25 protein-coding genes are annotated in these 24,891 nt (G+C 63.7%); 14 read left to right on the top strand and 11 right to left on the bottom strand.

Features of this window, described 5'->3' with window-relative positions; genetic code table 11:
- The first annotated feature begins 40 nt into the window (after nt 1-40).
- The gene (bluB, locus tag ACERI1_RS13750) at nt 41-742 is read left to right on the top strand and encodes a 5,6-dimethylbenzimidazole synthase (RefSeq protein ID WP_373618857.1); all 702 of its coding nucleotides are present in this window, start codon (nt 41-43) and stop codon (nt 740-742) included.
- Nucleotides 743-1,004: 262 nt separating this feature from the next.
- On the opposite strand, the gene ACERI1_RS13745 is transcribed toward bluB, so the two are convergent.
- The gene (locus ACERI1_RS13745) at nt 1,005-2,939 is read right to left on the bottom strand and encodes a beta-CASP ribonuclease aCPSF1 (protein WP_373618856.1); all 1,935 of its coding nucleotides are present in this window, start codon (nt 2,937-2,939) and stop codon (nt 1,005-1,007) included.
- Nucleotides 2,940-3,374: 435 nt separating this feature from the next.
- Between ACERI1_RS13745 and ACERI1_RS13740 the strand changes: the two genes are divergently transcribed.
- The gene (locus tag ACERI1_RS13740; RefSeq protein WP_373618854.1) at nt 3,375-3,869 is read left to right on the top strand and encodes a hypothetical protein; all 495 of its coding nucleotides are present in this window, start codon (nt 3,375-3,377) and stop codon (nt 3,867-3,869) included.
- Nucleotides 3,870-3,922: 53 nt separating this feature from the next.
- Here the strand turns inward: ACERI1_RS13740 and ACERI1_RS13735 are convergent, their stop codons facing one another.
- The gene (locus ACERI1_RS13735; RefSeq protein ID WP_373618853.1) at nt 3,923-4,465 is read right to left on the bottom strand and encodes a hypothetical protein; all 543 of its coding nucleotides are present in this window, start codon (nt 4,463-4,465) and stop codon (nt 3,923-3,925) included.
- A gap of 124 nt (nt 4,466-4,589) precedes the next feature.
- On the opposite strand from ACERI1_RS13735, the gene nucS reads away from it, so the two are divergent.
- Nucleotides 4,590-5,333, top strand: a complete 744-nt coding sequence (gene nucS / locus ACERI1_RS13730) for an endonuclease NucS (protein WP_373618851.1) — start codon at nt 4,590-4,592, stop codon at nt 5,331-5,333.
- Between the two features lie 12 nt (nt 5,334-5,345).
- Here the strand turns inward: nucS and ACERI1_RS13725 are convergent, their stop codons facing one another.
- From ACERI1_RS13725 to mutS, 3 genes are all read right to left on the bottom strand, one after another.
- Nucleotides 5,346-5,801, bottom strand: a complete 456-nt coding sequence (locus ACERI1_RS13725) for a YbhB/YbcL family Raf kinase inhibitor-like protein (RefSeq protein ID WP_373618850.1) — start codon at nt 5,799-5,801, stop codon at nt 5,346-5,348.
- Nucleotides 5,802-5,924: 123 nt separating this feature from the next.
- The gene (locus ACERI1_RS13720; RefSeq protein ID WP_373618848.1) at nt 5,925-6,068 is read right to left on the bottom strand and encodes a hypothetical protein; all 144 of its coding nucleotides are present in this window, start codon (nt 6,066-6,068) and stop codon (nt 5,925-5,927) included.
- Nucleotides 6,069-6,182: 114 nt separating this feature from the next.
- Nucleotides 6,183-8,903, bottom strand: a complete 2,721-nt coding sequence (mutS, locus tag ACERI1_RS13715) for a DNA mismatch repair protein MutS (protein ID WP_373618846.1) — start codon at nt 8,901-8,903, stop codon at nt 6,183-6,185.
- 131 nt (nt 8,904-9,034) lie between these two features.
- On the opposite strand from mutS, the gene ACERI1_RS13710 reads away from it, so the two are divergent.
- Complete coding sequence (locus ACERI1_RS13710; RefSeq protein ID WP_373618844.1) at nt 9,035-10,327, top strand: winged helix-turn-helix transcriptional regulator; 1,293 nt, start codon at nt 9,035-9,037, stop codon at nt 10,325-10,327.
- On the opposite strand, the gene ACERI1_RS13705 is transcribed toward ACERI1_RS13710, so the two are convergent.
- From ACERI1_RS13705 to gvpA, 4 genes are all read right to left on the bottom strand, one after another.
- Complete coding sequence (locus ACERI1_RS13705) at nt 10,328-10,657, bottom strand: CHY zinc finger protein (protein WP_373618843.1); 330 nt, start codon at nt 10,655-10,657, stop codon at nt 10,328-10,330.
- A 202-nt stretch (nt 10,658-10,859) separates the two neighbouring features.
- Nucleotides 10,860-11,402 (bottom strand): gas vesicle protein GvpO, halophile-type, encoded by a 543-nt coding sequence (gene gvpO / locus ACERI1_RS13700; RefSeq protein WP_373618841.1) that lies wholly within the window; start codon nt 11,400-11,402, stop codon nt 10,860-10,862.
- A gap of 27 nt (nt 11,403-11,429) precedes the next feature.
- Nucleotides 11,430-12,449, bottom strand: coding sequence for a gas vesicle protein GvpN (gene gvpN / locus ACERI1_RS13695; RefSeq protein WP_373618839.1), 1,020 nt, complete (start codon nt 12,447-12,449; stop codon nt 11,430-11,432).
- A 6-nt stretch (nt 12,450-12,455) separates the two neighbouring features.
- Nucleotides 12,456-12,743 carry a gas vesicle protein GvpA gene (gene gvpA, locus ACERI1_RS13690; RefSeq protein WP_373618838.1) on the bottom strand — a complete coding sequence of 96 codons (288 nt, stop codon included), beginning with the start codon at nt 12,741-12,743 and terminating at the stop codon, nt 12,456-12,458.
- A gap of 365 nt (nt 12,744-13,108) precedes the next feature.
- Between gvpA and ACERI1_RS13685 the strand changes: the two genes are divergently transcribed.
- From ACERI1_RS13685 to gvpM, 8 genes are all read left to right on the top strand, one after another.
- On the top strand, nt 13,109-13,729 hold the full coding sequence (locus tag ACERI1_RS13685; RefSeq protein ID WP_373618836.1) for a GvpL/GvpF family gas vesicle protein: 621 nt from the start codon (nt 13,109-13,111) through the stop codon (nt 13,727-13,729).
- A 3-nt stretch (nt 13,730-13,732) separates the two neighbouring features.
- On the top strand, nt 13,733-13,987 hold the full coding sequence (gene gvpF, locus ACERI1_RS13680; protein ID WP_373618834.1) for a gas vesicle protein GvpF: 255 nt from the start codon (nt 13,733-13,735) through the stop codon (nt 13,985-13,987).
- A complete protein-coding gene (locus ACERI1_RS13675; protein ID WP_373618833.1) occupies nt 13,987-14,553 on the top strand; it encodes an Hsp20/alpha crystallin family protein in 567 nt (188 codons plus the stop codon). Before gvpF ends, ACERI1_RS13675 begins: the two co-directional genes overlap by 1 nt.
- Nucleotides 14,550-15,464, top strand: coding sequence for a hypothetical protein (locus ACERI1_RS13670; protein ID WP_373618832.1), 915 nt, complete (start codon nt 14,550-14,552; stop codon nt 15,462-15,464). The genes ACERI1_RS13675 and ACERI1_RS13670 overlap by 4 nt, the downstream gene beginning before the upstream one ends.
- 77 nt (nt 15,465-15,541) lie before the next feature.
- The gene (gvpJ, locus tag ACERI1_RS13665; RefSeq protein WP_373618830.1) at nt 15,542-15,970 is read left to right on the top strand and encodes a gas vesicle protein GvpJ; all 429 of its coding nucleotides are present in this window, start codon (nt 15,542-15,544) and stop codon (nt 15,968-15,970) included.
- The gene (locus ACERI1_RS13660; protein WP_373618828.1) at nt 15,967-16,311 is read left to right on the top strand and encodes a gas vesicle protein K; all 345 of its coding nucleotides are present in this window, start codon (nt 15,967-15,969) and stop codon (nt 16,309-16,311) included. The genes gvpJ and ACERI1_RS13660 overlap by 4 nt, the downstream gene beginning before the upstream one ends.
- Nucleotides 16,308-17,249 (top strand): gas vesicle protein GvpL, encoded by a 942-nt coding sequence (gene gvpL, locus ACERI1_RS13655; RefSeq protein WP_373618826.1) that lies wholly within the window; start codon nt 16,308-16,310, stop codon nt 17,247-17,249. Before ACERI1_RS13660 ends, gvpL begins: the two co-directional genes overlap by 4 nt.
- Nucleotides 17,246-17,545, top strand: coding sequence for a gas vesicle protein GvpM (gvpM, locus tag ACERI1_RS13650; protein WP_373618824.1), 300 nt, complete (start codon nt 17,246-17,248; stop codon nt 17,543-17,545). The genes gvpL and gvpM overlap by 4 nt, the downstream gene beginning before the upstream one ends.
- A 195-nt stretch (nt 17,546-17,740) precedes the next feature.
- On the opposite strand, the gene ACERI1_RS13645 is transcribed toward gvpM, so the two are convergent.
- On the bottom strand, nt 17,741-17,956 hold the full coding sequence (locus ACERI1_RS13645) for a hypothetical protein (protein ID WP_373618822.1): 216 nt from the start codon (nt 17,954-17,956) through the stop codon (nt 17,741-17,743).
- 1,609 nt (nt 17,957-19,565) lie between these two features.
- Nucleotides 19,566-21,821 carry an NADP-dependent malic enzyme gene (locus ACERI1_RS13640; protein ID WP_373618821.1) on the bottom strand — a complete coding sequence of 752 codons (2,256 nt, stop codon included), beginning with the start codon at nt 21,819-21,821 and terminating at the stop codon, nt 19,566-19,568.
- 377 nt (nt 21,822-22,198) lie between these two features.
- On the opposite strand from ACERI1_RS13640, the gene rdfA reads away from it, so the two are divergent.
- Both rdfA and ACERI1_RS13630 read left to right on the top strand, forming a co-directional pair.
- Nucleotides 22,199-22,825 carry a rod-determining factor RdfA gene (rdfA, locus tag ACERI1_RS13635; RefSeq protein WP_373618819.1) on the top strand — a complete coding sequence of 209 codons (627 nt, stop codon included), beginning with the start codon at nt 22,199-22,201 and terminating at the stop codon, nt 22,823-22,825.
- Nucleotides 22,826-22,931: 106 nt separating this feature from the next.
- Nucleotides 22,932-24,881, top strand: coding sequence for an archaea-specific SMC-related protein (locus ACERI1_RS13630; RefSeq protein ID WP_373618818.1), 1,950 nt, complete (start codon nt 22,932-22,934; stop codon nt 24,879-24,881).
- The last annotated feature ends 10 nt before the right edge of the window (nt 24,882-24,891 follow it).

Raw genomic sequence — 24,891 nt, 5'->3', positions numbered from 1 at the left:
GTCATCGGTTTTATACAACCCTAATTTCATAGCTGCAACAATGGTTGCATTCACGGACGCGGAGCGGGATGCGGTGTACAAGACGATCTACGCCCGGCGCGACATTCGGCGATTTCGTGACGAGCCGGTTCCTGATGAGGTCCTCGATCGACTGCTGCAGGCCGCCCACCACGCGCCGAGCGTCGGGTTTTCACAGCCCTGGGATCTCGTCGTCGTCAGCGACGGGGAGACCAAAGCTGAAATCGCGTCGATCGCAGAACGCGCCATCGCGGCCGCCCGTGAAGGCTACGAGGAACCGCGGCGAAGCGAGTTCGCGGAGCTGAAACTCGAGGGAATTCGTGAGTCACCGATCAACATCTGCGTGACCTGCGATCCGACCCGCGGCGCGCCCCACGTGTTGGGCCGCAGTTCGATGAAGCGTGCTGACGTCTACTCGACGTGTCTCGCGGTGCAGAATCTCTGGCTGGCTGCTCGAGCGGAGGGTGTCGGCGTCGGTTGGGTGAGTGTCCTCTACCCCTACGAGGTCCAGGAGGTACTCGACATTCCGCCACACGTCAAGCCGGTCGCGTATCTCTGTCTTGGCTATCCGGAAGACGGCTTCCCCGAGGAACCCGTGCTTCAGCAGGAAGGATGGCGTGAGCGACTCGATATGGAGACGCTCGTCCACGAGGAACGCTGGGAGGGTGACGAGTCGACAGTGGCCGACGGCGAAGCGGCTATCTCATCGGACGACGGTCAGTGACGTCCCGTTCGGGATTCCGACCGATTCTGCACTGATCGGTCATCCACGTGGCCGTCTCGAGCGCTCGCCTCGATCAGGAGGCGAGCGCTCGAGTCACGGGGGAGGGCAGGCCGATCGCGCGGAGCGCAGGTTCGCGCGCCGCGCTGCGGTGCGACCCTGGCGGCCTGCGGAAATCGAAGATTTCCGGGCGACCGGAGCGCCTGCGGCGCTCCGGTAGACATTGAAAGGGCGAGCGAGCGCCGCCAGGCGCTCGCGAGGGCTTTCAGAGGAAACGGAAGGTTTCCAGATTCTTCGGGGCGAAGGTTCGCATATCGTAGTTATGGTAGAGCGCCGACGAGAGGTCCTGCGTGGAGCGTTCGTCGCCGTGGACACAGAGGACTTTCTCGGGGCGTGGGTTCATCGTTTTGACGAAGTTCTCGAGGCCGGCGCGGTCGGCGTGGCCGGAGAAGCCGTCGACGGTTTCGACGTTCATGTTCAGCGAGAGGGTGCCGCGGCCGCCGCCGTTGCCCATGGCGCCGACTTCGCTCGTTGGGATCTCGTCCCAGCCGTTCTGAATACGTCGGCCGAGGGTGCCCTGGGCCTGGTAGCCGACGAAGAGCAGCGTCGAGTCCGGGTCAGGGCCGATATGCGAGAGCCAGGACATGATCGGGCCGCCGGTGACCATCCCCGAGGTCGAGAGGATGATACAGGAGTCGCCGTCGGCGACGTCTTGGCGTTCCTCCTCGCCGCTGTCGATGTGGTTGAACTCCTCGGCGAGGAAGGGGTTTTCGTCCTCGTGGAAGATGCGGTCGCGCAGGTCGTCACGGAGGTACTCGGGGTAGGTGGTGTGGATCGCCGTTGCCTCCCAGATCATGCCGTCTAAGTGGACCGGCATCGAGGGGATGTCGCCGTTGCGCATCGCCTCTTCCAAGACGAGCATGATTTCCTGGGAGCGACCGACCGCGAACGCCGGAATGACGATCTTGCCGCCCTTCTCGTAGGTCTCGTTGATGACTTCCTTGAGTTTCTCTTCGGAGTCTTGCTGGTCAGTCTGGTAGTCGTTGCGACCGCCGTAGGTCGACTCGAGGACGAGCGTTTCGACGCGCGGGAAGTCGTTGACCGCGCCGTTGAACAGGCGGGTGTCCTCGTAGTGGATGTCGCCGGAGAAGGCAACGTTGTAGAGGCCGTCGCCGATGTGGAAGTGTGAGACGGCCGACCCGAGGATGTGACCGGCGTTGTGGAAGGTGAGTTTGACGTCGGGCGCGATGTCGGTGACGTCGCCGTACTCGAGCGGGATGGTGTGTTTGATCGCTTCGCGGACCTGTTCGCTCTCGTAGGGTGGGCTTCGGCCTTCCTTGGCCGCAACGTCGAGATAGTCGAGCGTCAGCAGGCCCATCAGGTCCCGCGTGGGTTCGGTACAGTAGATCGGGCCGTCGTAGCCGTATTTGAACAACAGCGGGATAAACGCGGAGTGGTCGAGGTGAGCGTGGGTGAGGACGACGGCGTCGATCGACTGTGGGCCTGCACCGAACGCTTCCGGGGCGTGGAGATAGGGGACTTCTCCCTCTGCGCCGGGTTTGTCACCGCAGTCGATGAGAATCCGGGTTTCGGGCGTCGAAAGGATGAAAGATGCCCGACCGACCTCGCGACAGCAGCCCAACGTGGAGATGCGGACGTACTCGTCGTCGGACATCTCTTCGCGGTGGATCTGTCGGCCGACCTTCTCCAAGATGTCCCGTCGGTCGTCGCGTTCCTGTTTGAGGAAGCTCCGAACGTTCGAGACGGTCGAGGATTCGATCGGCGGCGTGCGGACGACTTCGGGCGTCCAGCCGACGTTTTTCGTGATTTCACGGAGCGTCGAGCCGTGACGGCCGATCACCATGCCGGGCTTTTCGGCCTCGATGACGACCTCGCCGGTGTCGGCGTGAAAGTCGAGGTCGGTCACCCCTGCTTCGTCGGGGATGACGTCCATAATCTCCTCGCGGGCCTGTTCGGGTCGCGAGAGAACGCTTGGGTCGGGCCGGACGGTGATCCGCTTGCGAAGCTTACTCGCGAGCTGGCGAATGAGATCGCCCTGCTGGGCGAATTTCTTCGGGTCGCGGGTGTAGACCACCAGTTCGGGGCCTTCGTATTTCACCGAGGAGACCGAGATATCGCTCGGTAACTCGCTCGTGATCTGTGCTTTGAGATCGTCGAGTTGCTGCTCTACAGTGCTCATAGGTCGCCAATGTGGCTTGCGTGAACTCGCCGTCCGGGATCGGGGACGTCGTCGGATCGGGTGGAAGCGATCGGAGACAACTGACGGAACTCGGTGTCGTGACGACCGCCGATTGGCGGCCGTGTCAACATCGGTGGTGAGTGTCGTCCGGATGGGACAACGTAGCTCACACTCCGTCTCGTCTCGTGGATCATCGTATCCTACTCCATGCCTGACGAAGACGCTCCCGGATCGGTTATCCTGGTTCGTGCGGGAAGATTCCAGGGAGAACCCGCTTACTCGAGGCTATTCTTTGCGGAGTATAAAAGCCTTCGCAAGACAGGGTCCGTAGCCGGTCTCCTGTTGGCCAACAGGAGCGTTGCAACCGTCCGTATCGACGGTTCGAGTGCGATAGATGTACAGAGCTTTGGGAGCTGCGGTCGTCGTCGATATTCCATGCACGTTACGCCTGCTCGCGTCAGAGAAGAACGAGACTGGATCGCGGCCCGTGCCGATCGAGTCGTCCCGATCATCAACGATGTCCGCGATGACCTCGGCGACATCTTTGAGACCGATGTCGACGCCGTGACGACGACACAATACCATGCGGCGGTCGACGACGTCTTCGCCGACGGCGATCTGGCAGTCAACGTCGCTGCCCTGGTCGCCATCCTCAGAGATCTCGATGTCGAGGGCGACTATCCAGGGTTCGTCGTCGACGAACTCCTCGGTCGCGAACTGGCCGGGACGATCGCTGGCGACCAGCCGCTCCGAACGCTCGGCGAGGCGACGTTCCACTACGCCGACGTTCACGTCCACGGCGACACAGACGAAAACGCCGGCGTCGACGACTGCGAGGCCGCACTGGCCGCCGGCTTTCAGGAACGACTGCCTGGCTGGGACTGGACCGAGCGTGAGAGTCCGTTTGCGCTCGAGCGACAAGAGCAATAAGAGCGATGAGAATAGCGTGGTAAGTCGGGGCCGAAGACGACACCTGACTCGCGTTACCCGCCCGTCTCGTTCCCCGTCGGTGATTCGTTCGTCTCGTTGCCGGCAGCTTGCTGCTGTTGCTCGAGCAGCGCCCGTTGTTGCTCGCGCTGTTGCTGTTGCTGGACGAGGGCGTCGTACTGCTCACCGGAATAGATCGCGCCGGCGGTTCCATCGCGGAGCGTATCCAGAATCGCCTCGTCGGAGCCGGTGACGAGAAAGATTCCGTACGCCGTTTCGGCGTTCTCGATCGTGATGTCGCTGTCCGCAGCCGACTCCTCGAAATCGGTTGCAGCCGCTTCGATCAACTCGAGTCGTCGTTCCTGATACTCGAGTTGCGCCTCCTGCTGGCTGATGGATCCGTTTTCGAGTTCTGCCTGGATTTCCGATCCCAGACTCGACACTTCGTCTTCGTCCGGTCTGATCTGGAGCGTGACGGCGTCCGTCGTCCCGTCGCCCGATCCCCCTAACGAGTCGAGTTGGGAGCAGCCGGCGAGCGACGCGGCGAGGCCGGTTCCGGCAAGCGCAAGGAGGCCACGGCGGCTCGAAAGGTTCGACATTGTGCCTCGAGCGCGGGCTCGGACGAAAATATACCTTCCGTGTCGACCCAGCGTGTAGTCGACGACTCGAGACGGACCACCCGACAGCGGGGGGCTTTTATCCGTCCCGAAACTATCACGGCCAGTGACGGAGTCAGAGCACGGCCAGCGAACGGAAACCCTTCAGGAGCCGGTGATGGCGGCAGCCCGAGACGTGATTACCCGCGGGTTCGAGCGCGATGCAATCGTGACCGTCTTCGGGCGCTGTACCGTCGATTATGACGGTCGGGCGACGAGCTATCTCGAGGCGGGCGACCGCCACGTCATGCTCAAACCCGACGGCTCGGCGCTGGTCCACACTGATGAAGGCCAGCAGCCGGTCAACTGGCAGCCGCCGGGCTGTGACCACGATGTTTTCTGCGAAGATGGTGCGCTCGTCCTCGAGAGCCGCCGATCGACGCCAGACGAACGTCTTCTGGTCCGGTTTCAGGAGGTACTGCAGGTTTCTGCGTTCGCCGGGTCCGACGAGAACGATCTCGCCCTCGTCGGCACCGAAGAAGACCTCCGCCAACGGATCCTTGAGGAGCCAGAGCTGCTCGAGCCCGGCTTTACCCCACTTGCAACCGAGCGCGACACGCCGGCAGGTGCGGTCGACATCTACGGTGAGGACGCGGCTGACCGATCAGTTGTCGTAGAACTGAAACGTCGGCGGGTCGGTCCCGATGCGGTGAGCCAGCTTCGGCGGTACGTCGACGCGCTCGGGCGAGACCTCCATGCGGATGCGACCGTTCGCGGGATTCTCGTCGCGCCGTCGGTGACCGATCGCGCGGCGCGACTGCTCGACGATCACGGCCTCGAGTTCGTCTCGCTCGAGCCGCCGGCGGAGTGAGTTGCCGGATCGTCAGGCCGGATACGTCCCCTCGAGGCGCGTTTGCTCGAAGACGTGGCCTTCCATTGCCGACCGAAGCTCGTCCGCGCCGGCGTCGGAGTCGAGGTCTAGCGACGCGTCCAACGCGTACAGTTCAAACCGGTAGGTGTGTTCCCTGTCCGGCGGGTTCGGGCCACCGTAGCCGTGTTCGCCGTAGTCGTTCGTTCCCTCGGTCGCCTCGGTCGGGTGCCAGTCCTCGGGAATCGTCGCCGTCGCCGTCGGGACGTTCCAGACGACCCAGTGGTCCCAGATTTTCCCAGCAGGCGCTCTCGCGTCGGGATCGTCCACGATCAGCGCGAGCGCTTCGGCGTCGTCAGGAACGCCGTCGATCTCGAGTGGCGGATTGACGTTATCGTTTGTATAGCCGTACTTCGCGGGGATACGTTCCCCGTCGTCGAACGCCGGACTTGTGAGTGTCAGTGCTTCCATCTCGAGTACCACCTCTCGTGTCTGCCGTTCACCGTCGTGATAGAAGAAGGTTACAGCCGACTCGCGGACTGTACCGGACCAACGACGGGGACGAGCGCCTCGAGTTCCGTTTCGAGCAGTCGGCTACCGACGAACCGTGATGACCGCGATGCCCAGTATCAACAGGCCGAATCCCCACCACCACGATTCGCCCGGGAGATACGCGAGCAACAGGGTAACGATACCCGATGTGGTGAGCGACCACCCGATCGTCGTTCGATACGACATACACCGATGTCGCCACCGGCACAGTTGTGTGTTGTGCCGGGTATTACAGGCCGCAGCGGCCCCAAACACTCATATACCCCGCTGTCGCTCAGCGCCGGTGACGGCTCGAGAGCGTCACTCCTCGAGCAGTCGCTTGAGCCGATCGAGTTCTGTCAGCGCTTCGACGGGGGTGAGGTGGGCGAGATCGAGCGCACGGAGTTCGGCTGCCACGTCCGCTGGCACGTCCCCGCCGTCTGCGGTCGCTGGCGCGGTCGACTCGCCGTCGGCGTCGACAGTCGGGCGATCGCTCGAGTCGGTGTCGCCAGCCTCCTCGTCGGCGCTGTCGCCCGCGCCGGCTTCCGCGGCTGCTGCGTCAGCGACCAGTTCTCGTGCCCGATCGACCACGTCTTTGGGGACGCCGGCCGCGGTCGCGACCTCGACGCCATACGAGCCCGTTGCCGCGCCGGGCGCGATCTCGTGGTGGAACACGACCTCGCCGTCGTCCTGGTCGACCTCGAAGTGGAGTGGAACGGCGGCTGCGAGGTCGTCGGCCAGTTCGGTCAGCGGGTGGTGATGCGTCGCAAAGAGTGTCGTCGCGCCGACCGCGTCGTGGAGGTGTTCGGTGATCGCCTGCGCGATGGCCATGCCGTCGGCAGTCGAGGTTCCCCGTCCGACCTCGTCGAGGAGGACGAGCGAGCCTTCGTCGGCGTCTCGGAGGATCGTCGCGAGTTCATCCATCTCGACCATGAACGTCGAGCGCCCGCCGGCGATGTCGTCGCTGGCCCCAACGCGGGTGAAGATCCGCTCGACCGGCGTGAGTCTGGCGGCTCGAGCAGGGACAAAGCTCCCGACTTGGGCCAGCAGAACGATCTGGGCCACCTGGCGCATGTACGTCGACTTCCCGGACATATTGGGGCCAGTGATCACTGCCAGCCGCCGCTCGTTCGTCAGGTGGGCATCGTTGGGGACGAACGACTCCTGGGTGCGCTCGACGACCGGATGACGACCGCCCTCGATGTCGATCACGAGCCCGTCTCGCCCCTCGCGCTCAAGGAGGTCGGGCCGGCAGTAGTCGTACTGGGCGGCGACGGTCGCAAGGGAGACGAGCGCGTCCAAATTCGCCAGCGCATCGGCCAGGGCCTGGACGCGTTCGACTTCGGCGGCGATCTCGCGCCGAACCTCGCAAAACAGTTCGTACTCGCGGTCGTCGGCTCGTTGCTCGGCGCCGACGATCTCGTCTTCGCGCGATTTCAGTTCCGGCGTGACGAACCGCTCGGAGTTTTTCAGCGTCTGACGGCGCTGATAGTTGTTGGGGACGGCATCGAGATTCGGGTTCGTCACCTCGATGTAGTAGCCGTGTACCGAGTTGTGGCCGACCTTCAGCGAGCCGATGCCGGTGCGCTCGCGTTCGCGCGCTTCGAGGTCGTCGATCCACTGTTTGCCGTCCCGGGCGGTCGCACGCACCGCGTCGAGGTCGTCGTCGTACCCCTCTGCGATGATCCCGCCCTCGGTAATCTCGATCGGTGGCTCGGCGACGATCGCGTCCTCGATCAATTCGCGGACGTCCGACAGCGGGTCGAGCGCCTCGTGGAGTTCCCGCAGCCGCTCGCAGTCGGCGTCCTCGAGTTGGGCACGGATCTCGGGGACGACCGCGAGCGTATCCCGAAGCGAACGCAGGTCCCGCGCGTTGGCCCGCTCGCGAGAGATTCGTCCGATCAGCCGTTCTAGGTCGTAGACCTCCCGCAGGCGCTCATGAAGCTGCTCGCGTCGCTGGACGGCTGCTTTCAGTTCCGCGACCGCGTCGTGGCGACCCTCGATCCGGGCAGGCTCGAGCAGCGGTCGCCGAAGCCAGTCACGCAGCCGGCGACCGCCGAGGGCGCTCGCGGTCTCGTCGAGCATGCCGATCAGCGTCGCGTCGTCGCGACCGTGGACCGTCCGGGGTTCGAACAGCTCGAGGCTGCGCAGGGCGACGGCGTCGAGTAAGAGGTACTCGCGGGGGTCGTAGCGGGTGAGCTGTGTGATATACTCGAGGCGCTGCTCCGCGTCGCCTTCGAAGACGGCGTCGACGCGTTCGTCGTCGCCGCGCTCGCCCTCGTGTTCGCCGCCGCGGACGTACTCGGCGTAGGAAAGCAACGCGCCGCAGGCCCGGATCTCGGCGTCGGTGGCCAGCAGGGCGTCAGGGTTCCGGAAGTACGCCGCGAGCGTTTCGCCGGCCTGCTCGCGGTCGAACGCACGTGCGTCGAACGGCGTCATCATACAGTCGTCGGGGACTGGTTCGGTCGGCGCGTCGGGACCGACGACTGCCTCCGAGGGGGCGAACCGGCTCAGTTCGTCGGCGATCGACTCGCTCGCGGTCGCACTCGTCGCGTAGAAGTCGCCGGTCGAGACGTCGAGGAAGGCCAGACCGAGGCGCTCGTCCTCACGCGCGAGCGCCGCGACGAAGTTGTTGTCGTCGCTCGCGAGCAGTTCGTCCTCGGTAAGCGTCCCGGGCGTAATCACGCGCGTGACCGCACGTTCGACGACGCCCGAGGTCTCGCCGGGCTCTTCGACCTGATCGGCGACCGCGACACGGTAGCCGGCCTCGAGCAGGTCCTCGATGTACGACTCGGCGTTGTCGACCGGGATGCCGGCCATCGGATACTCGCCGGTGGAGTCTTCGCGGCTTGTCAGCGCGATCTCGAGCAGGCGTGCGGTGCGTTCGGCCGCGCCACAGAAGGTCTCGTAGAAATCGCCCACCTGAAAGAGGACGATCGCGTCGTCGTAGCGCGCACAGAGGTCGTGATACTGCGCCATCATCGGCGTCAGCTCGTCACGTTTCTCGGCCATCGCCGCTGGCGGGCCAAGCGCCGGATCCATACCCGGAGTCGACCGTCCGACGCGGAAATAGCTTGCTGGATCCACGCGGCGTGACCGTCAGTCGGCTCACGTGACTGTCACGAAACGGGAAACACGTATTACCGTCGACCGCAGACAGACCGACGACAGCTATGACAGGAGTGTCGTCGATCGCGAGTCGCGCCGTCGCGGTGATTCTCGTCGCCGTGGTCCTCGGCGGTGCGATGGCAGGCGTTGCAGCCGGCGAGTCGACCGCCGGAGTGGGTACCGTCGGGTCGACGAACGCGCTCGAGCCCGTTCGTAACGAGACGACCGACGAACTCGAGTCCGCGACGGCAGCCACCACTGACGGCCTCGAGACCACGACCAGCGAGACGACTGTGACGGTGGAAAACACGACTCAGTCCTTCAATGACACCGTCTCGAACACGACGGAGACAGTAGACGGAACCATCAACGAAACAACGGAGACAGTAGACGGCACCCTCACTGGCACTGTGGAAACCGTGGACGGCACCGTCAACGAAACGACGGAGGCGATCGACGGCGTCAACGCGACTGTCAACGCCTCTCTCGAGGTGGGATCGGACTCGACGCAGGCGGCCCAGGGCTCGAGCACCGAGACCGACGATCCCGATACCAGAGAGCAGGGATCCAACGAGACGGCCACCCCCGATGACGACGCGGGCGGTCCCGTCGCTCCGCCGAGTACGGGCGAAGCGGCAGCGAGCGCCGTCCTGGTCGGACTGGTGGGTGTGATCGCGACCGGCACCGCAGCGAGCGGTTCGACCGGGGCTGGGATCTCCGGCGCGGTCGGGGGCGCAGGTACCGCGGTCGCCGGCTGGCTGAGCACCCTCCGCGAGACGGCCCCGCTTCGGCTGCTGGGCATCGACCAACTGCGACGCGCGGGTGCGGACCTCTGGAAGGCCCTGCCGATCTTCCGCTACAGTCGCTACGACGACTCCGACCCGCTCGAGCACGACCGCCGGCGCGCGATCTACGAGGCGATCCGGGACCAGCCCGGGATCTACCTATCTGCGATCAGCGACCGGACCGATATCCCCCTCTCGACGGTCCGCCATCACGTCCGGGTGCTCGCAGACGAGGACCTGATCGCCACGCGCACGGTCAACGGGAAGCGCCGCTACGTCCTCGAGAACGACGACGCCGGACTGCAGGCCGCCCTCGAAGACTCCGCGAAACGGGCCGTACTCGAGGCGATTGCCGACTGCGGGCCGGTCCACAATGGCCAGCTCGCGGACGAACTCGACCGCGATCCGAGTACGATCTCCCATCATCTCGGAGCGCTCGCGGACGACGGGCTGGTCGTCCGCGAACGGGACGGTCGCTCGATCGTCAACGAACTGCCACCGCACGTCGCGGCGGCGCTGGCCGACGACACGACGCCGGCTGCCGACGCACGTGCCGTGCCGGCCGACGACTGATCACGGACTCGTCTCGAAGTACCGGTCCGCGTGCTTCGAACAGCCGGGATTGAACGCTGCGTCACAGACCGGACAGCTATGGTTGGCCTCGAGATACTCTGGAACGGTCAGCTCGGTCTCACAGACGCCACACAGGACGGACGGCTCGTCGAAGCGCGCTCGTGGCCACGGCACCGCCTCGTGGTCCGTCCGTTCCTCGTGGCATCGAAAACAAGGATAGTAGTCCTCACAGCACGCGAACGTGAACGCGACGACGTCGCGGTCGGTGTGGTAGTGGGCACACCGGGTTTCCGGACCGACGTCGACGCCGCGGACGGGCGGGCTCGACATGTCGTGTTCGGTCGAGTCGACGCGCGGGGGTGACTTCGCGGTTGTGATCGAACTCCATCGGAGAGGGGACATGTCGGTCAGCGGGAGCTACGAACGCGGCGAGAACGGACGGTGGAGTGAGCGTGAGCGACGTGCCGGACGGTGTCAACGGCGCGGTGTCGTAACTCGAGCGCCCGCGAGCGAGACGTCGCGCGTCGAGGCGCTATTCGAATTCCGTGGTGTCGCCGCGACGGTAGCGGTCGAGTCGGTGGTAGCCGTGGACGGTGGCGTCGGTATCGAGTTCGATCTCGTAGCGACCGATGATGTCCTGGGTGTCGGGCACGGCTCGCCGTTCGACGACTTCGACGATGGCGCGCCAGCCCTCATCGGTCGGCGAGACCTCGCTGACACCGTCGAACTCGTGGCCGATGAGCTGGCTGGCGGTCGACTCGACCGTCTTTCGAACCGCGAGGACGCCTGCGATCTCTTCGGCGGCGTCGACATCCGTCTCGACAGTCTCGGGATCGGTCACCTCGTCGGCGGTCATGGCTGTCGTGCCGCGGGATCGGGACTGTTCGATGTCGTCACCGTCGGTCTGTTCGTCGGCCTGTTCCTCCGCCTCGGCTGTCTGGCTGTCGCTCACTGTTTGATCACTCTCGTCGTGTTGATAGCAAAAGCCGTCGTCCTGTGCCGGTCGCGAGCAGCGCTCGCCGTCTTCGGTGTGGGCCTTACACTGCTTCTGTGAGTGGGTATCGGCTTCGGCCATTGGTCTGGATTCGATGTACTCTGTGGGTCAGATCGTCTCGCTGAGCTGCGCTCGCAGGTCGTCGATATCGCCGCCGTCATCGCCCGCGACCTTCGGTGCGAGCACGTCGGTGAAGACGTTCGCCAGCGTTTCCTCGGCGAACGCGTCGGCGTCGTGCCCGTCGAAGACGGCGAGTCCTTTCGCGGCCGTGATCGCCGCCCGCGTGCCGACGACGATCTCGAGGTCGTCGCGCAGCGCTCGCGTCGTTTCGACGACGGTCGCGATGTCGTCGTCCGACAGGTCGACGTGTGCGCGGACGATCTCGCGTTCGGTCTCTGCGTCGTAGTAGTCGACGTGGACGCCGACGAATCGGTCGAGCAGCGCGTCCTGCTGTTCGTGGACGCCGGCGTATTCGGTGTCGTTGGACGTGAGGATCGCCCGAAACTCGGGGTGGACGTCGATCGTCCGGTCCTCGCCACGCTTGCCGGGTCGCTCGAGGACGCCCTCCTCGAAGACCGAGAGCAGGACGTTGTGGGCGGCGGGATCACTGCGCGAGAACTCGTTGTAGACGAGCGTCGCGCCCTCGCGAACGGCAACCGAGAGGGGGTTATCGACCCAGCGTTCGCGGACGATCTCGGTCTGTTTGCTGACGCCGCTGACGAACCGGTCGTCCTCCGTATAGCGTTCGCCCCCGGCGTGGTCGCCGACGAGCGCTGCGGTGTCGACTGCATCGTCGCCGTTGATCCAGACGACCGGGCGGTCGCGTTCGGCGGCGACCGACAGCGCGAGCGCCGTCTTCCCACAGCCAGTTGGCCCGAGCAGATGGACTGGCTGCTCTGCCTCGAGCCAGCCCGTGATGCGCTCTTGCAGGGCTTTCACGGCGTCCGTCTCGACGAACGTCGCGGGTCGGACCTCCTCGGGATCGGCGAGGGGGCTGTCACCGTTTCGTTCGCCGGCGTTCGATGCCTTGCGCGCGAGTTCCTTTTTCGCTTTGCGGCCTGCCTTCTGTTCGCGACTGGCCCTGATCTTCCGGCCGCGGACCGTGCGCTTGCGCGAGGCGTCGCCCACGAGTGATTACTCCGTTGCGGACTGCGGCGACGATTCGGGACGGGGCTCGACCTCGAGTTCTTCGAGCTCCTCGAGTTCGCCCTCCGCCGTGGCCTGCTCAATTTTCGCGATCTCCTCCGCGTAGTGCAGGAAGGTGTCGACGGAGGCGACGACGACACGGGCTTCGATCGTCAGCAACTCGATCCCGACGACCGAGATACGGGCCCAGACGTCGATGACGACGCCCTTGTCGAGGACGCGGTCGAGTACCTCCGCGAGACTCGAGGAGTCGGGTCTTCGTTGTGGTTGTGCCATACTCCCTGATGTTGACCGGCCCTCCGTAACACGACTCGGACTGCGGCTGCAAGCACGCTGGCCCGAACCCATCTATTTCCCGGAGAGTGCCACCTTCGTGTGGACCAGTCTCGAGACGGTGGGGGATGCAACTGCAAGCACTACCGTAACCCACCGGAACAACGAATCGTTCATGACGATACTCGAGTGCTCGTTGCGGTGTCCGCACGGCACACAGCTATCACGCCTATGCCAGTTAGTTATCCTACCACCGACGGAGTCGGCGTGTCCCGATCGTCTGTCTCTCCCCGTGACGCTCGACGCGGGCGACCAGACACGAGACTGGACGGAGAGTCCGTCGTGTCCGTTCAACGGGTGAGCCACCAATGACGAACCGGTACGTCTATGGAATCGTCGACGGCGACACGGTCGAGTTCGAGACCGAGGCCGTTGCCGGTGCTGAGCGCGTCTACACGATCTCCCACCGGCGACTCGGTGCCGTCGTCTCCGATATCGACACGACCGATCCCGAGGAAACTGACGAGGATGCACAGCGCCATGACGACGTTCTCCGGGAGATCATGGATTCCGACGGCGGGACGACGGTCGTTCCCATGCAGTTCGGCATGGCATTCGAGGGCGATCGGGAACTGAAAAACGTCCTGCGCGGGGCGCGACCGGCGTTTCGACGCGCGATGAGCGATATCGAGGGTCGGTTCGAACTCGGCCTCAAACTCGTCCGCGAGGACGACGCTGACATCGATCGCGAAGCGATCGAGGAGGATGTCGCGGATCGCCTCGAGCCGGTCGCCGCACAGTCGGTCGAAAACGACCTGTTCAGCGATCGGCTCGTCCTCAATCGCTCGTATCTCGTCGATCGTGACGAGCGCGAGGCGTTCGACGACGCGGTCGCCGGTTTCGAGGACGACCGCGACGACCTCATGGTCCGATATACGGGTCCGTTCGCGCCGTACAGCTTCGTCGATGTGAAAATCGGAGCCCAGTAACCGATGTTCGTCCTCGACGACCTTCTGTTCCGACCGTTCGTCGGTGTCATCAACGCGCTCCACACCATCGCGCTCGACGAACTCTACGACGTCGAGGCGCTCGAGGACGACCTCAAGGAAAACCAGTTGCTGTACGAACTCGGCGAGCGCTCCGAGGCGGAATACCAGCGCCGCAAGGAGGAACTCGAGGCTGAACTCGAGATCGCCCGTGATGTCCACGAGCGGCTCTCGAGCGGCCGCGTGGAGGTGAAACGATAATGAGCGACCAGCCCCCGACAGACGACCGCGACGAATCGGACGACGACCGTACCACCGATGATCAGTTCGCTGATGAGAACGACCACTGGATCTCGAGCCTGTTATCGGCGCTCGAGTCGCTCGAGAGCGGCGTGACGTCGGCCTCGGGGCGACGACGAAGCGATCGGTCCGTCTTCGATTACGACATCTCGATCCGACCGGCCGACGACCTCTCAGCTGACGACTCGCCGCTTGGACGACAGCCGGGCGGCGACAGGGATCGATCACGGATGCGACGGATTCGATCGGCGGGCCCCTCGAGCGACCACAACGTTGCGATCCGGAGCTACGATGACGAACTGCTCGTCACGGCGGACATCGCCGGTGCCGATCCGGACGACGTCACGGTCGGCTTCGACGACTCGACGCTCGTCATCGCCGTCGACGGGCGCGAACTCGATCGCATCGAGGTTCCCTGGCAGGAGACGGACTCTCAAGCGGCGATCAGAAACGGAGTGCTCACCGTCCTGATCAGGCCGGAGACGACGGACACCGAGGGAACGGAAGCGATGGAGGACGACGGATGAGTGACGCCGAGTCCGTCGACGAGCCGTTCGACGCTCTCCTCGAGGAGGCGGAAGCGAGCCTCGAGCGACTTGAGGGCTCCCTCGGAGACGTCGACGCGATCGACGAACTCGAGGGCGAGACCGTCGAGACGGTGATCGGCGACGTCGACAACCTCGTCCGGGTCGCCGAAGAGCTCGTCGAGCTGATCAACGAGATGGACCTCAGTGAGTTGCCGGATGCGGTCGACGGGGACGAACTCCTGGATGCGATCGAAGTCGGCGAGCTTCCAGACGCGATGGCAAACGACGACGAAGGAGTGTCCGATGTCGTCGATTTCACGAAGGTGTTCGATGCGATCGATCTGCTGAACGCCTGGAACGCCACGGATCTGACCGGCATCTGGCAGGAGAAACGTGAACTCGACGACGCTGTCGACGACCTCGCGGACGGCGACGACGCCGGAATGATCGAAGACACGGTGTCGGATCTCGCTGACGACGATGACGGGCAGTTAGTCGGTGACGACGAGGCTCTCATCGAGACGGACATGGACGCGGCGTCCGCGACGAAGGCGGCGCTCGGCGATATCGACGTCGCCGAGGACCCGGAAGCCTATCAGGTCGCTATCCAGCAGCAGGCGATGGCCGGCATCGACGCCTTCCGGACGGCGCTGCTCGAGACACACGAGCGATTCGAGCGACTCTACGAGTTCAACCGCGAGAAGATGCGCCGGCAGGACACGAGCACGAACCCGCGGAATCCGACAGCGTCGTCGACGATCCCCACCGACCGGCGGGATCTCGGCGGCGGGGCCCGCTATTCGACGGTGCCACAGGACGTGAAGCTCTCGACGGCACCCTCCCGGAAACGGATCTACGGCCGTCGGTTCGAACTCGAGCGGGAACGACGACGGAGAACCAACCATGACTGATCCACCAACGCGGCGACTGAACGGCTGTGAGGGGCGTCCGACCAACCTGCGGCCCGGTCTCACCGGCGGTGATCACGATGGTCGATGACTTCCAGCCCAGCCGCCAGAAGGCCGATCTCGCGGAAGTCGTCGAGATGCTGCTCGACAAGGGGATCGTCATCAACGCCGACATCGCCGTCTCGATCGGCGACACGCAACTGCTCGGCGTGCAGGTGCGGGCCGCGATCGCCTCCTTCGAGACCGCGGCGAAGTACGGCCTCGAGTTCCCCGAAGGGACGGACATGCGCCGGGTCGCCGAGGCGGTCGACGAGCCCGAACTCGCCGAGATGGACCGACCGAATCCGGTACTCGACCCGACTCGCGGCGTCAACGTTACCGCAGACGAAGCAGAGACGGACAGCGATGCGCGAACCGCCGAACACAGCGCGAGTGACGACGATGCGGAATCGACCGACGCGGAATCGAAGGCCGCACCGGAGACGGAATCGGAGGATGATGACACGTGACGACGATCGATGTCGGTGACGGTGAGGATGCCCGGGACGGACTGATGACGCTGGTCGTCACCGTCGTCGAGATCCTGATCGACGCGCTCGAGCGAGAGGCGATCCGCCGGATGGAGTCGGGGAATCTCTCGGACGCGGAGATCGAACGGCTCGGCAGCCAGCTCGCGACGATCGAAGCCGAGATCGACCAGCTCAAAGCCGACGAGGGGATCGACGACGGCGTCGACGACCTCCGGAGCGATCTGGACGGGCTGGTCTCTGACGCGATCGAGCAGTTACACGGCGAGCCGACGACCGTCCAGCAACCCGGCTACTCCGTGTTCGGAGGTGAGAGCGAGTGAGTCGTGATCGCACTGGCGGTCCCGGCTCCGACGAGCGCCTCGAGACGCTCGACGACCAGCCAGCCGGCGAGCACGCTAACCTGCCGGATATCGAGACGGGGCGCTACCTGTACTGTCTCGTCCAGACAGACGCGGACGCTTCCCTCGAGACGACCGGCGTCGACGGCGAACCCGTCTCGATCATCGTCGAGGACGGCATCGGCGCAGTCGTCCACGCCTGTGACGGTATCTACGACTCGGCGAATCTCGCCCAGATCCGGCGCTGGCTCGTTCGCCACCAGACGGTCGTCGACGAGGCGGGACAGGCATTCGGAACGCCGATCCCGTTCCAGTTCGACACGATCCTCAAAGGTGATGATGCCGCCGTCCGCGAGTGGCTCCGCGAGGAGACTACGACCCTCGAGCGTGCCCTCACCGGGCTGGCCGACCACTGGGAATACCGCGTCGAAGTCGTCGAAGTCGATCCGATCGACGACGAGACGCTAATCGAGCGCGACGAGCGACTGCAGGAACTCGACGAACGGATCGGCGACTCCGAGGAGGGGACGGCGTTCCTGCTCGAGAAACAGTTCGACCAGCGGCTGGCGGAACTCCGAGCCGCGCGACGGGAGTCACTGACTACCGACCTCAAGGAGCGACTGGCCGCCGAGGCGCGGGAAGTTCACGCCCTCGAGCGCTCGCCGAGCGCGTCACTGGCTGCCGACGTGGTCGGCGACGAGTCGGGCTCGAGTGACGGCGAGACCCTCTGTCGGCTCACGCTGTTGGCCCACGAGGACGACGAGGAAGCGATCGGTTCGATACTCGACGACGTGGCGGCGACCGACGGACTCGAGGTCAGGTTTACCGGGCCGTGGCCGCCGTATACGTTCGCACCGGAACTGGGTGGTGGCGACGCCGGAACCGCGACCGCTACTGACCGTCCAAATCACCAGTCATGAGGCCGCGAAAGGATGACGACGCGTTCGTCGACGTGCTCGACGTGCTCCTCAGAGACGGTGCGATCCTCCGTGCCGACGTGATCGTCTCAGTCGCAGAGATTCCACTGGTCGGGATCAAACTCACAGCAGCCATCGCCGGCATGGAGACGATGACCGAGTACGGTCTCTTCGAGGAGTGGGATACCAGTCGTCGGACCGAGGCCGTCAGCCGCCGTCAGTACGACCGGTCGGTGCCCAACCGAGGCCGTCCCACAGTCGACGAACTCGGTGTCGACGACGGAGACGACGTCAACTGATACGGTCTACTGTCACGAGTTCCCGGTGGGCCCGCAGGGCGGTCGCGGTCCAACCGGCACCCACTAACAGGAGTCCGTCTGACTGTGGTTCGAGACGGGTCACACGAATGGAGAAACGAGAGCCGCCACTGCGCCCATGATCGGACGAGCTACTCGAGGACGTGACACTCCGTGCCCCCGGACGGGGGCCGGCAGTCAGGCGTACTTCGGACGCTCCGTCGTGTGCTCGACGTCGCCGATGACGGTTTCCTCGTCGCTGTCCTCGTCGTAGACGTACTGTCCGGTCGCACCACAGAGGGTACACTCGTACGTTTCGGAAATTTCGTTGATAATCTCGCCGTCCTCGAAGTAGACGCGACTTTGCGTAATCTGCAGAAACTGGGCGGTCTCGCAGTTAGTGCAGGTGATCATATCCGTTCGATAGCCACCACCAGTTGTAGTTATCCGGCTTGTAACCGAAAGGGAGCCGAGGCTATAGGGCTCTTACCCGAGTTCTGGCCGTCGTCGGAGATGTAGACAGGGTCGTCCGATACAGGAAGCCAGCAGCGCCGAACCGAACGCGAGTAATACCATCATAATCGCAAGACGAAACCGGATATCGTGCGACCAATTCGGGCACTGATTATGCTCTCGAAAACCCATCTTTCGGGACGAAACAAGCGCAGCATTCGCTCGAGGTGCCGGAAGCCAGTGATACCACCCACGACATCCCGTCCCGATCGGTACCCCGTGGGACCGAAAGCCATCGACAACACCTTGTTTCAAACAACCGTCACCGTTCGACGGTCGCTCGTCGGCTATATGTGAACGGACTCACGAACGGATCGCCGCTCGAGGCGGGTCGGCAAGCGGACGCCACCGAGTACGTACTGGTATCGGAGCGAAATCGGCAGCCGGAGGTCGGACTCGAACTGTCAGTTCCCCCTCGAGACTAAGGGACTGGAGCGGTGACAGACGGCCAGTAGCAGGACGCTATACACCAGTACACGCTGCCTGCGTGTGGTTCGGAGTCGCTACGGCGTACCAAGTGGCTGCATAACTATTGGTGAATCGTCCATCGACAGACGTGCGGGGTTGCAAACCCCCGCCGGGTACACGCTCGGCCCAAGCGACGCGCTACCAGCCGATTGCGTGCGTTCGTGCCCGGATCGCTCGGACGTGGACTCGCCCCCGCTTCGAGTACGCTCATGTCTCTCACGCCCAGGGCGGCCCCCCGCTCCGCCCGGGGTTCCCCGATACACGAACCGGAAAGCGACAGCTCACGACCGAAGGAGCGACAGGGGTGGGCAAAGACGGCAGTGACTATGTCCTGTGCTATCGAGTGTCCTGTAGTCGCTGCTTCGTTACTTCCGATCGACTCTCCCTCGAGACGTGCCGTACGGCGCCAGTCCTGAAACAGATGGCCACTGACATAGCTATCGAACTACTAGAACAGAAACATACCTTACAGCCGAAATCAGCGCAGAGACTACAGCCCTCTCCAGTCCGAACTTGAAGGATATGAGTTTAACAGCCGGTTCAGAACCGAACCCCTGCACATCGACAGATCAGTCATGATGGTTCTGTGTATGGTTTAACACGCTGTGTAGAAACGGGTGGTCCGGTGAAAACGGCTGTCCACTCGTCTGTAGCTCGTTCGAACCTCAGTATCCGTCCTGCTTGACCCGACAGCTTCGTAACGAAACCCTGAGTAATATGAGTTACTACTTCTCAGTATTTTATCTATTATCGGAACTAGACAACTCTTCTGTCTCGCGTAGTAGCAGACATCCACATCGCGGTTTGGCTCCGTCGGCTCCATCAGCACAGCTGTCGCAGTTCTGTCCCGCATGGTGTTCGGATACACCGCGCAGAATTACATCCCTATCCGTGTAATTGACCGCTGCCTTCCGAACAGCTCGTGCCTGACGCTACCACGCCGAAACGAGGCGTCGAGCGGCAACCACCGTTGGATCCGTCGACGATGACTGCTCACATCGACACGCGAGTGGCTTTCGACCTGACGGAGTGGGTTCGTCGGTCAGGAACTGTCGCTTTGTGCATCGACGGTTGCGACGGCTGCGAGGTTCACGATGTCTTTGACTTCGTCGCCACGCTGGAGGACGTGAACCGGCTTGTCCATGCCAACGAGCATCGGGCCGGTCGCGTCGGCCCCACCCAGCCGCTGAAGCAACTTGTAGCCGATGTTCCCTGCCTCGAGGTTCGGGAAGACCAGCACGTTCGCCGGCTTTTCGAGGTCGGCAAACTCGTAGGTTCCGGTCAGCATCTCCTCGAGGACGGCGGTGTCGGCCTGCATCTCACCGTCGACGGGGAACTCGATTGACGGGTCCTCGCGCAGTCGGCGAGCGGCTTCGCGGGGTTTGCGGGTTCCCTCGTTGTCGACGCTGCCGAAATCCGAATACGAGAGCAACGCCGCGCGTGGCTCGATGTCGAACCGGCGAGCCAACTCGGCCGTATGGCGGGTGACCTCCTCGAGGACATCTTCGTCGGGGGCCTGATTGACCGTCGCGTCGGCGACGAAGACCACCCGGTTCTTGAACGTCAGCATGTAGACGCCGGCTGCGTAGTCGGCGTCGTCGGCAGTGCCGATCACCTGCAGCGGTGGGCGCAGCGCCGATGGATAGTGGTTCGTCAGCCCTGTCAACATCGCGTCGGCGTCGCCACGATCGACCATGACGCTCCCGAAGTAGTTGGTATCGTCGCGGATCAGCGACGTAGCCTCGCGGTGGGTGATGCCGTTTCGCTTCCGGCGCTCGTAGAGATGCTCGGCGTAGGCTGTATACTCGCCGCTCGTTGGATCGACCACGTCGGGCTCGAACTCGAGCCCGAGATCTGCGATCGTCTCGCAGATCGCGGTTTCGTCGCCGATCAGAACTGGCTTTGCGATGCCGCGGTCGATCATTTGCGAGGCCGCACGGATGATCGTCTCGTCGGTTCCCTCCGCCAGCGCGATCCGTTTCGGATCGGATTTGGCTTTGTTGAGGACGACACGCATCATCTCGCGGGATTTCCCGAGTCGGGCCTCGAGTCGTTCGACGTATTGGTCGATGTCGAGGTCAACGCGGGCCGCGCCTGACTCGATCGCTGCGCGGGCGACCGCGGGAGCAACTTCGAAGAGGACACGCGCGTCGAGTGGCTTCGGGATGATGTAGTCGGGGCCGAACTGCAGCGGCTCGTCGCCGTAGGCTTTGACGACTGCGTCGGGCACGTCCTGTTTCGCGAGATCGGCCAGTGCTCTCGCCGCTGCGACCTTCATTTCCTCGTTGATCTCGGTGGCGCGGACGTCGAGTGCGCCACGGAAAATGAACGGGAAGCCGAGGACGTTGTTGACCTGATTGGGGTAATCCGACCGACCGGTGGCCATGATGACTGTGTCGTCGCGGGCCGTTTTGGCTGCCTCGTAGCCGATCTCTGGGTCGGGGTTGGCCATCGCGAAGATGATCGGGTCGTCGGCCATCGACCGGACCATCTCCTGATCGACGATGCCGCCAGCCGAGAGGCCGACGAACGCGTCCGCGCCGACCATTGCGTCCGCGAGGTCGCCGTCGGGACGGTCCTGTGTGAACGCTCTATTGTACGGGTTGAGATCACCGGCTTCGGCCCGCTTGGTCGTCAAGATTCCGTCGATATCGCACATCGTGATGTTCTCCTGTCTGACGCCCAGTGAGACGTAGAATCGCGCTGTCGCGACTGCAGCCGCGCCCGCCCCCGCGAACGTCACCTCGAGGTCAGCGAGGTCTTTCCCCGAGATTTCGACGGCGTTGAGTAGCGCAGCCCCGCTGATGATGGCGGTGCCGTGCTGGTCGTCGTGGAAGACGGGGATCGACAGGCGCTCGCGGAGTCGCTCCTCGATGGCGAAACACTCGGGCGCTGCGATGTCCTCGAGATTGATCCCGCCGAATGTCGGCTCCATCGCGGCGACCGACTCGACGAACGCGTCGGTGTCGTCGTGGGCGAGTTCGATGTCGAAGACGTCGATGTCGGCGAAGCGCTTGAACAGGACGCCTTTGCCTTCCATGACGGGTTTCGACGCCTGTGCACCGATATCGCCGAGGCCGAGCACGGCTGAGCCGTTCGAGATGACGCCGACGAGATTGCCCTTCGTCGTGTACTGATAGGCGGCGGACTCGTCGTCGTCGATCTCGAGACACGGTGCGGCAACGCCCGGCGAGTACGCAAGCGAGAGGTCACGCTGCGTGTTCGTCGGCTTCGTCGTCGCGATTTCGATCTTCCCCGGCGGGTCGCTTTCATGGTACTCGAGCGCGTCGTCGTCCATTTGTATGCCCGTGTGTCGCCACTGCACCGACAAAAGTGTACGGTTGTAGTCGAATGTTCCGCTAACCGAAAAATGCGTCAGCAAAACTCCGATCGCGTCGATACCGCCCTGTGACTGGACCGGGGCTCGTCGCGTGTCTCGCCGTTCGACCGGGTCATCGGCCAGCGACCGTTCGTTCGGCTTTGCCGGCTCGGAACGGCTGTGACGGGCACCTATAGGAGCCACTGAACGTCAGTGCACACCTGATCGCACGAGGGAAGCGCGGTTCGGAGCGAGCACCGCGAGCGAGAACCGCGGACGATGCGATCAGTGCGTAAACAGTTTCAGTTGTTACTATAACCACAACATTTGTACGATGGGCATCACTGGCATTCGGTATGGCTGACGACTCGAGTAGCCGCCGTCGAACCAAAGTCGAGCGCGTGATAGACGAGTACGACCTCGAGTCGTGGGGGGCCCGTCTCGAGGCGAAGTGGGTCGGCGACGGGACGGAGCGAACGAGTCTTCGCGATCTCGCAGCCGAACTCAACAGGGCCGTCCTTCGAGCAGCCGTCCGTGATGCTGGCGGCTCGATGGTCGAGTCCGACATCGAAACACTCTATCGGACGTTGACAGACGACGACGTGTCTCGGTCCGACGCGGTCAGAAAGCGCCGTGAACTGGAACGAACGGGCGTCGATATCGATGCGGTCAGGTCGGACTTCGTCACGCATCAAACGATCTATACGTACCTGACGGACGTCCGCGATGCATCGCTTCCCGAAGCGGACACCGACGACCGACTCGAGCGAAAGACCGAGACCGTCCAGCGACTCGCCGGTCGAACGCAAGTCGTCACCGAATCCACGCTCGAGGAACTAGGGAAGGCAGGAGAGATCGCGGAGCGAGACTACGAGGTGTTCGTCGACGTCCGGACGATCTGTGGCAACTGTGGGGCCGATTACCCGATCGCGTCACTCCTCGAGCAGGGTGGCTGTGACTGTGAGGGTGCCGACGGCTCGTAGCATGAGACGGTCTCCTCCCGGAACTCGCTGCTAGACATCCGTCCGAGACGGCAAGCGGTACCTGTAACCAAATAACATTTATATTGGCCGGCGAGAACCAACGATCGTGTCATCTCCAGCGTCAGTCTCCTCCTCGATTACCGTTCTGGCGGAGAATATCGGCGGTATCGACAGTACATCGGTAATACTCACTCCTGGCGTCAACGTGCTGACTGGCCGGAACGCGACGAACCGAACGTCGTTTCTCCAGACGATCATGGCAGCGCTGGGAAGCCGCCACCCCTCGCTAAAAGGTGACGCAGACGCTGGTCGAGTCGAACTGACACTCGACGGCCAGCAGTACACGCGCGTGCTCGAGCGGCGAAACGGCGAGGTCGTTTTCGACGGCGAGCCCTACCTCGACGATCCGGAACTGGCTGATCTCTTTGCCTTCCAACTCGAGTCCAACGAAGCACGCCGCGCCGTCAGAAACGGCGACGACCTCCGCGAGCTCATCATGCGACCGATCGATACGGACGAGATCGAGGCCGAAATCGAATCCCTCGAGGCCGAAAAACGCGACCTCGACGACCGGCTCGAGCAACTCGCACAGCTCGAAACTGAACTCCCCGGGCTCGAAGAAGAACGAACCGCCCTCGACGACGAGATCGAGTCGATAACCGACCGGATCACCGCCCTCGAAACCGACCTCGACGAGTTCGAACTCGACATCGAGGCGAGCCACGCTCGGAAAGACGCAATCGAGTCGGCGTTTGCCGACCTGCAGGCGGCACGAACTGAACTCGAGTCCATCGAGTACGACCTCGAGACCGAGCGAGAGAGCTACGCCGAACTCGAGGCCGAACGCGACGACCTGCAGGCGGAACTGGCCGCCCTCGACGACGAGCACGACTCGCCGGACCGACTCGAGGGACGGATTCAGGAGCTTCGAACTCGCAAGCGGTCGCTCGATACGACCGTCAGCGAACTCCAGAGTGTGATCCGATTCAATGAGGCTCGACTCGGGGACGACGGCGTCGACCTCGCTCTCGAGGAAGCAGCCGACTCGGAGGCCGAAACTGACGGCGACATCACCGAGCAACTGCTCGCCGACGACGTCGTCTGCTGGACGTGTGGTTCGCGCGTCGACCGCGGCCGAATCGAGTCGACGCTCGAGCGCCTCCGGTCGCTGCGGCAGCACAAACTCGACGAGCGACGCGACTTACAGACGCAGATCGATGACCTCACGACACGCCGGAAGGAGCTTCGCGAGCGGTCGCAACGACGGGGCGAGCTCGAAACGCGGCTCTCGGCAATCGAGGACGATCTCGAGCGCCGACAGCAACGCATCGAGGACCTCGAAGCCGAACGCGACGAGCAGCGAGCTCGTATCGACGACCTCGAATCAGACGCCGAAACGTTCGAGAACGCCAAGTATAGCGACGTCATCGAGACCCACCGCGAACTGAATCGCCTCGAACTCGAACGCGAGACTCTCGAGGCCAAACGTGACGAGGTGCAGACCCGAATCGACGAGATCGAGGCCACACTCGCAGACAAAAACGACCTCGAGGAGCGGCGCGAGACGATCGACGCAAAACTCACCGAGTGTCGGACCCGCGTCGACCGGCTCGAGGAAACCGCCGTCGACGCGTTCAACGAGCACATGGACTCGATTCTCTCGCTACTCGAGTACGAGAACCTCGACCGCATCTGGATCGACCGCCGCGAGAAGACGGTCCGTGAGGGTCGTCGGACGGTCACGAAAACGACGTTCGATCTGCATATCGTCCGCTCAACCGCGGACGGAACGAGCTACGAGGACACTATCGATCACCTCTCCGAGAGCGAACGCGAGGTCACGGGTCTCGTCTTTGCACTCGCCGGCTATCTGGTTCACGATGTCTACGATGTCGTTCCGTTCATGCTGCTCGATTCGCTCGAGGCGATCGACTCGGATCGGATCGCCGCCCTCGTCGAGTATCTCGAAGAGTATGCCGATTGTCTCGTCGTCGCCTTGCTCCGTGAGGACGCCGAAGCGCTCTCGGATTCGTATTCGTACGTGCGGGAGATATAGACATCACGCC

Source organism: Natrinema sp. HArc-T2 (assembly GCF_041821085.1).
GTDB lineage: Archaea > Halobacteriota > Halobacteria > Halobacteriales > Natrialbaceae > Natrinema.
This window is presented reverse-complemented; position numbering and strand designations above follow the sequence as displayed.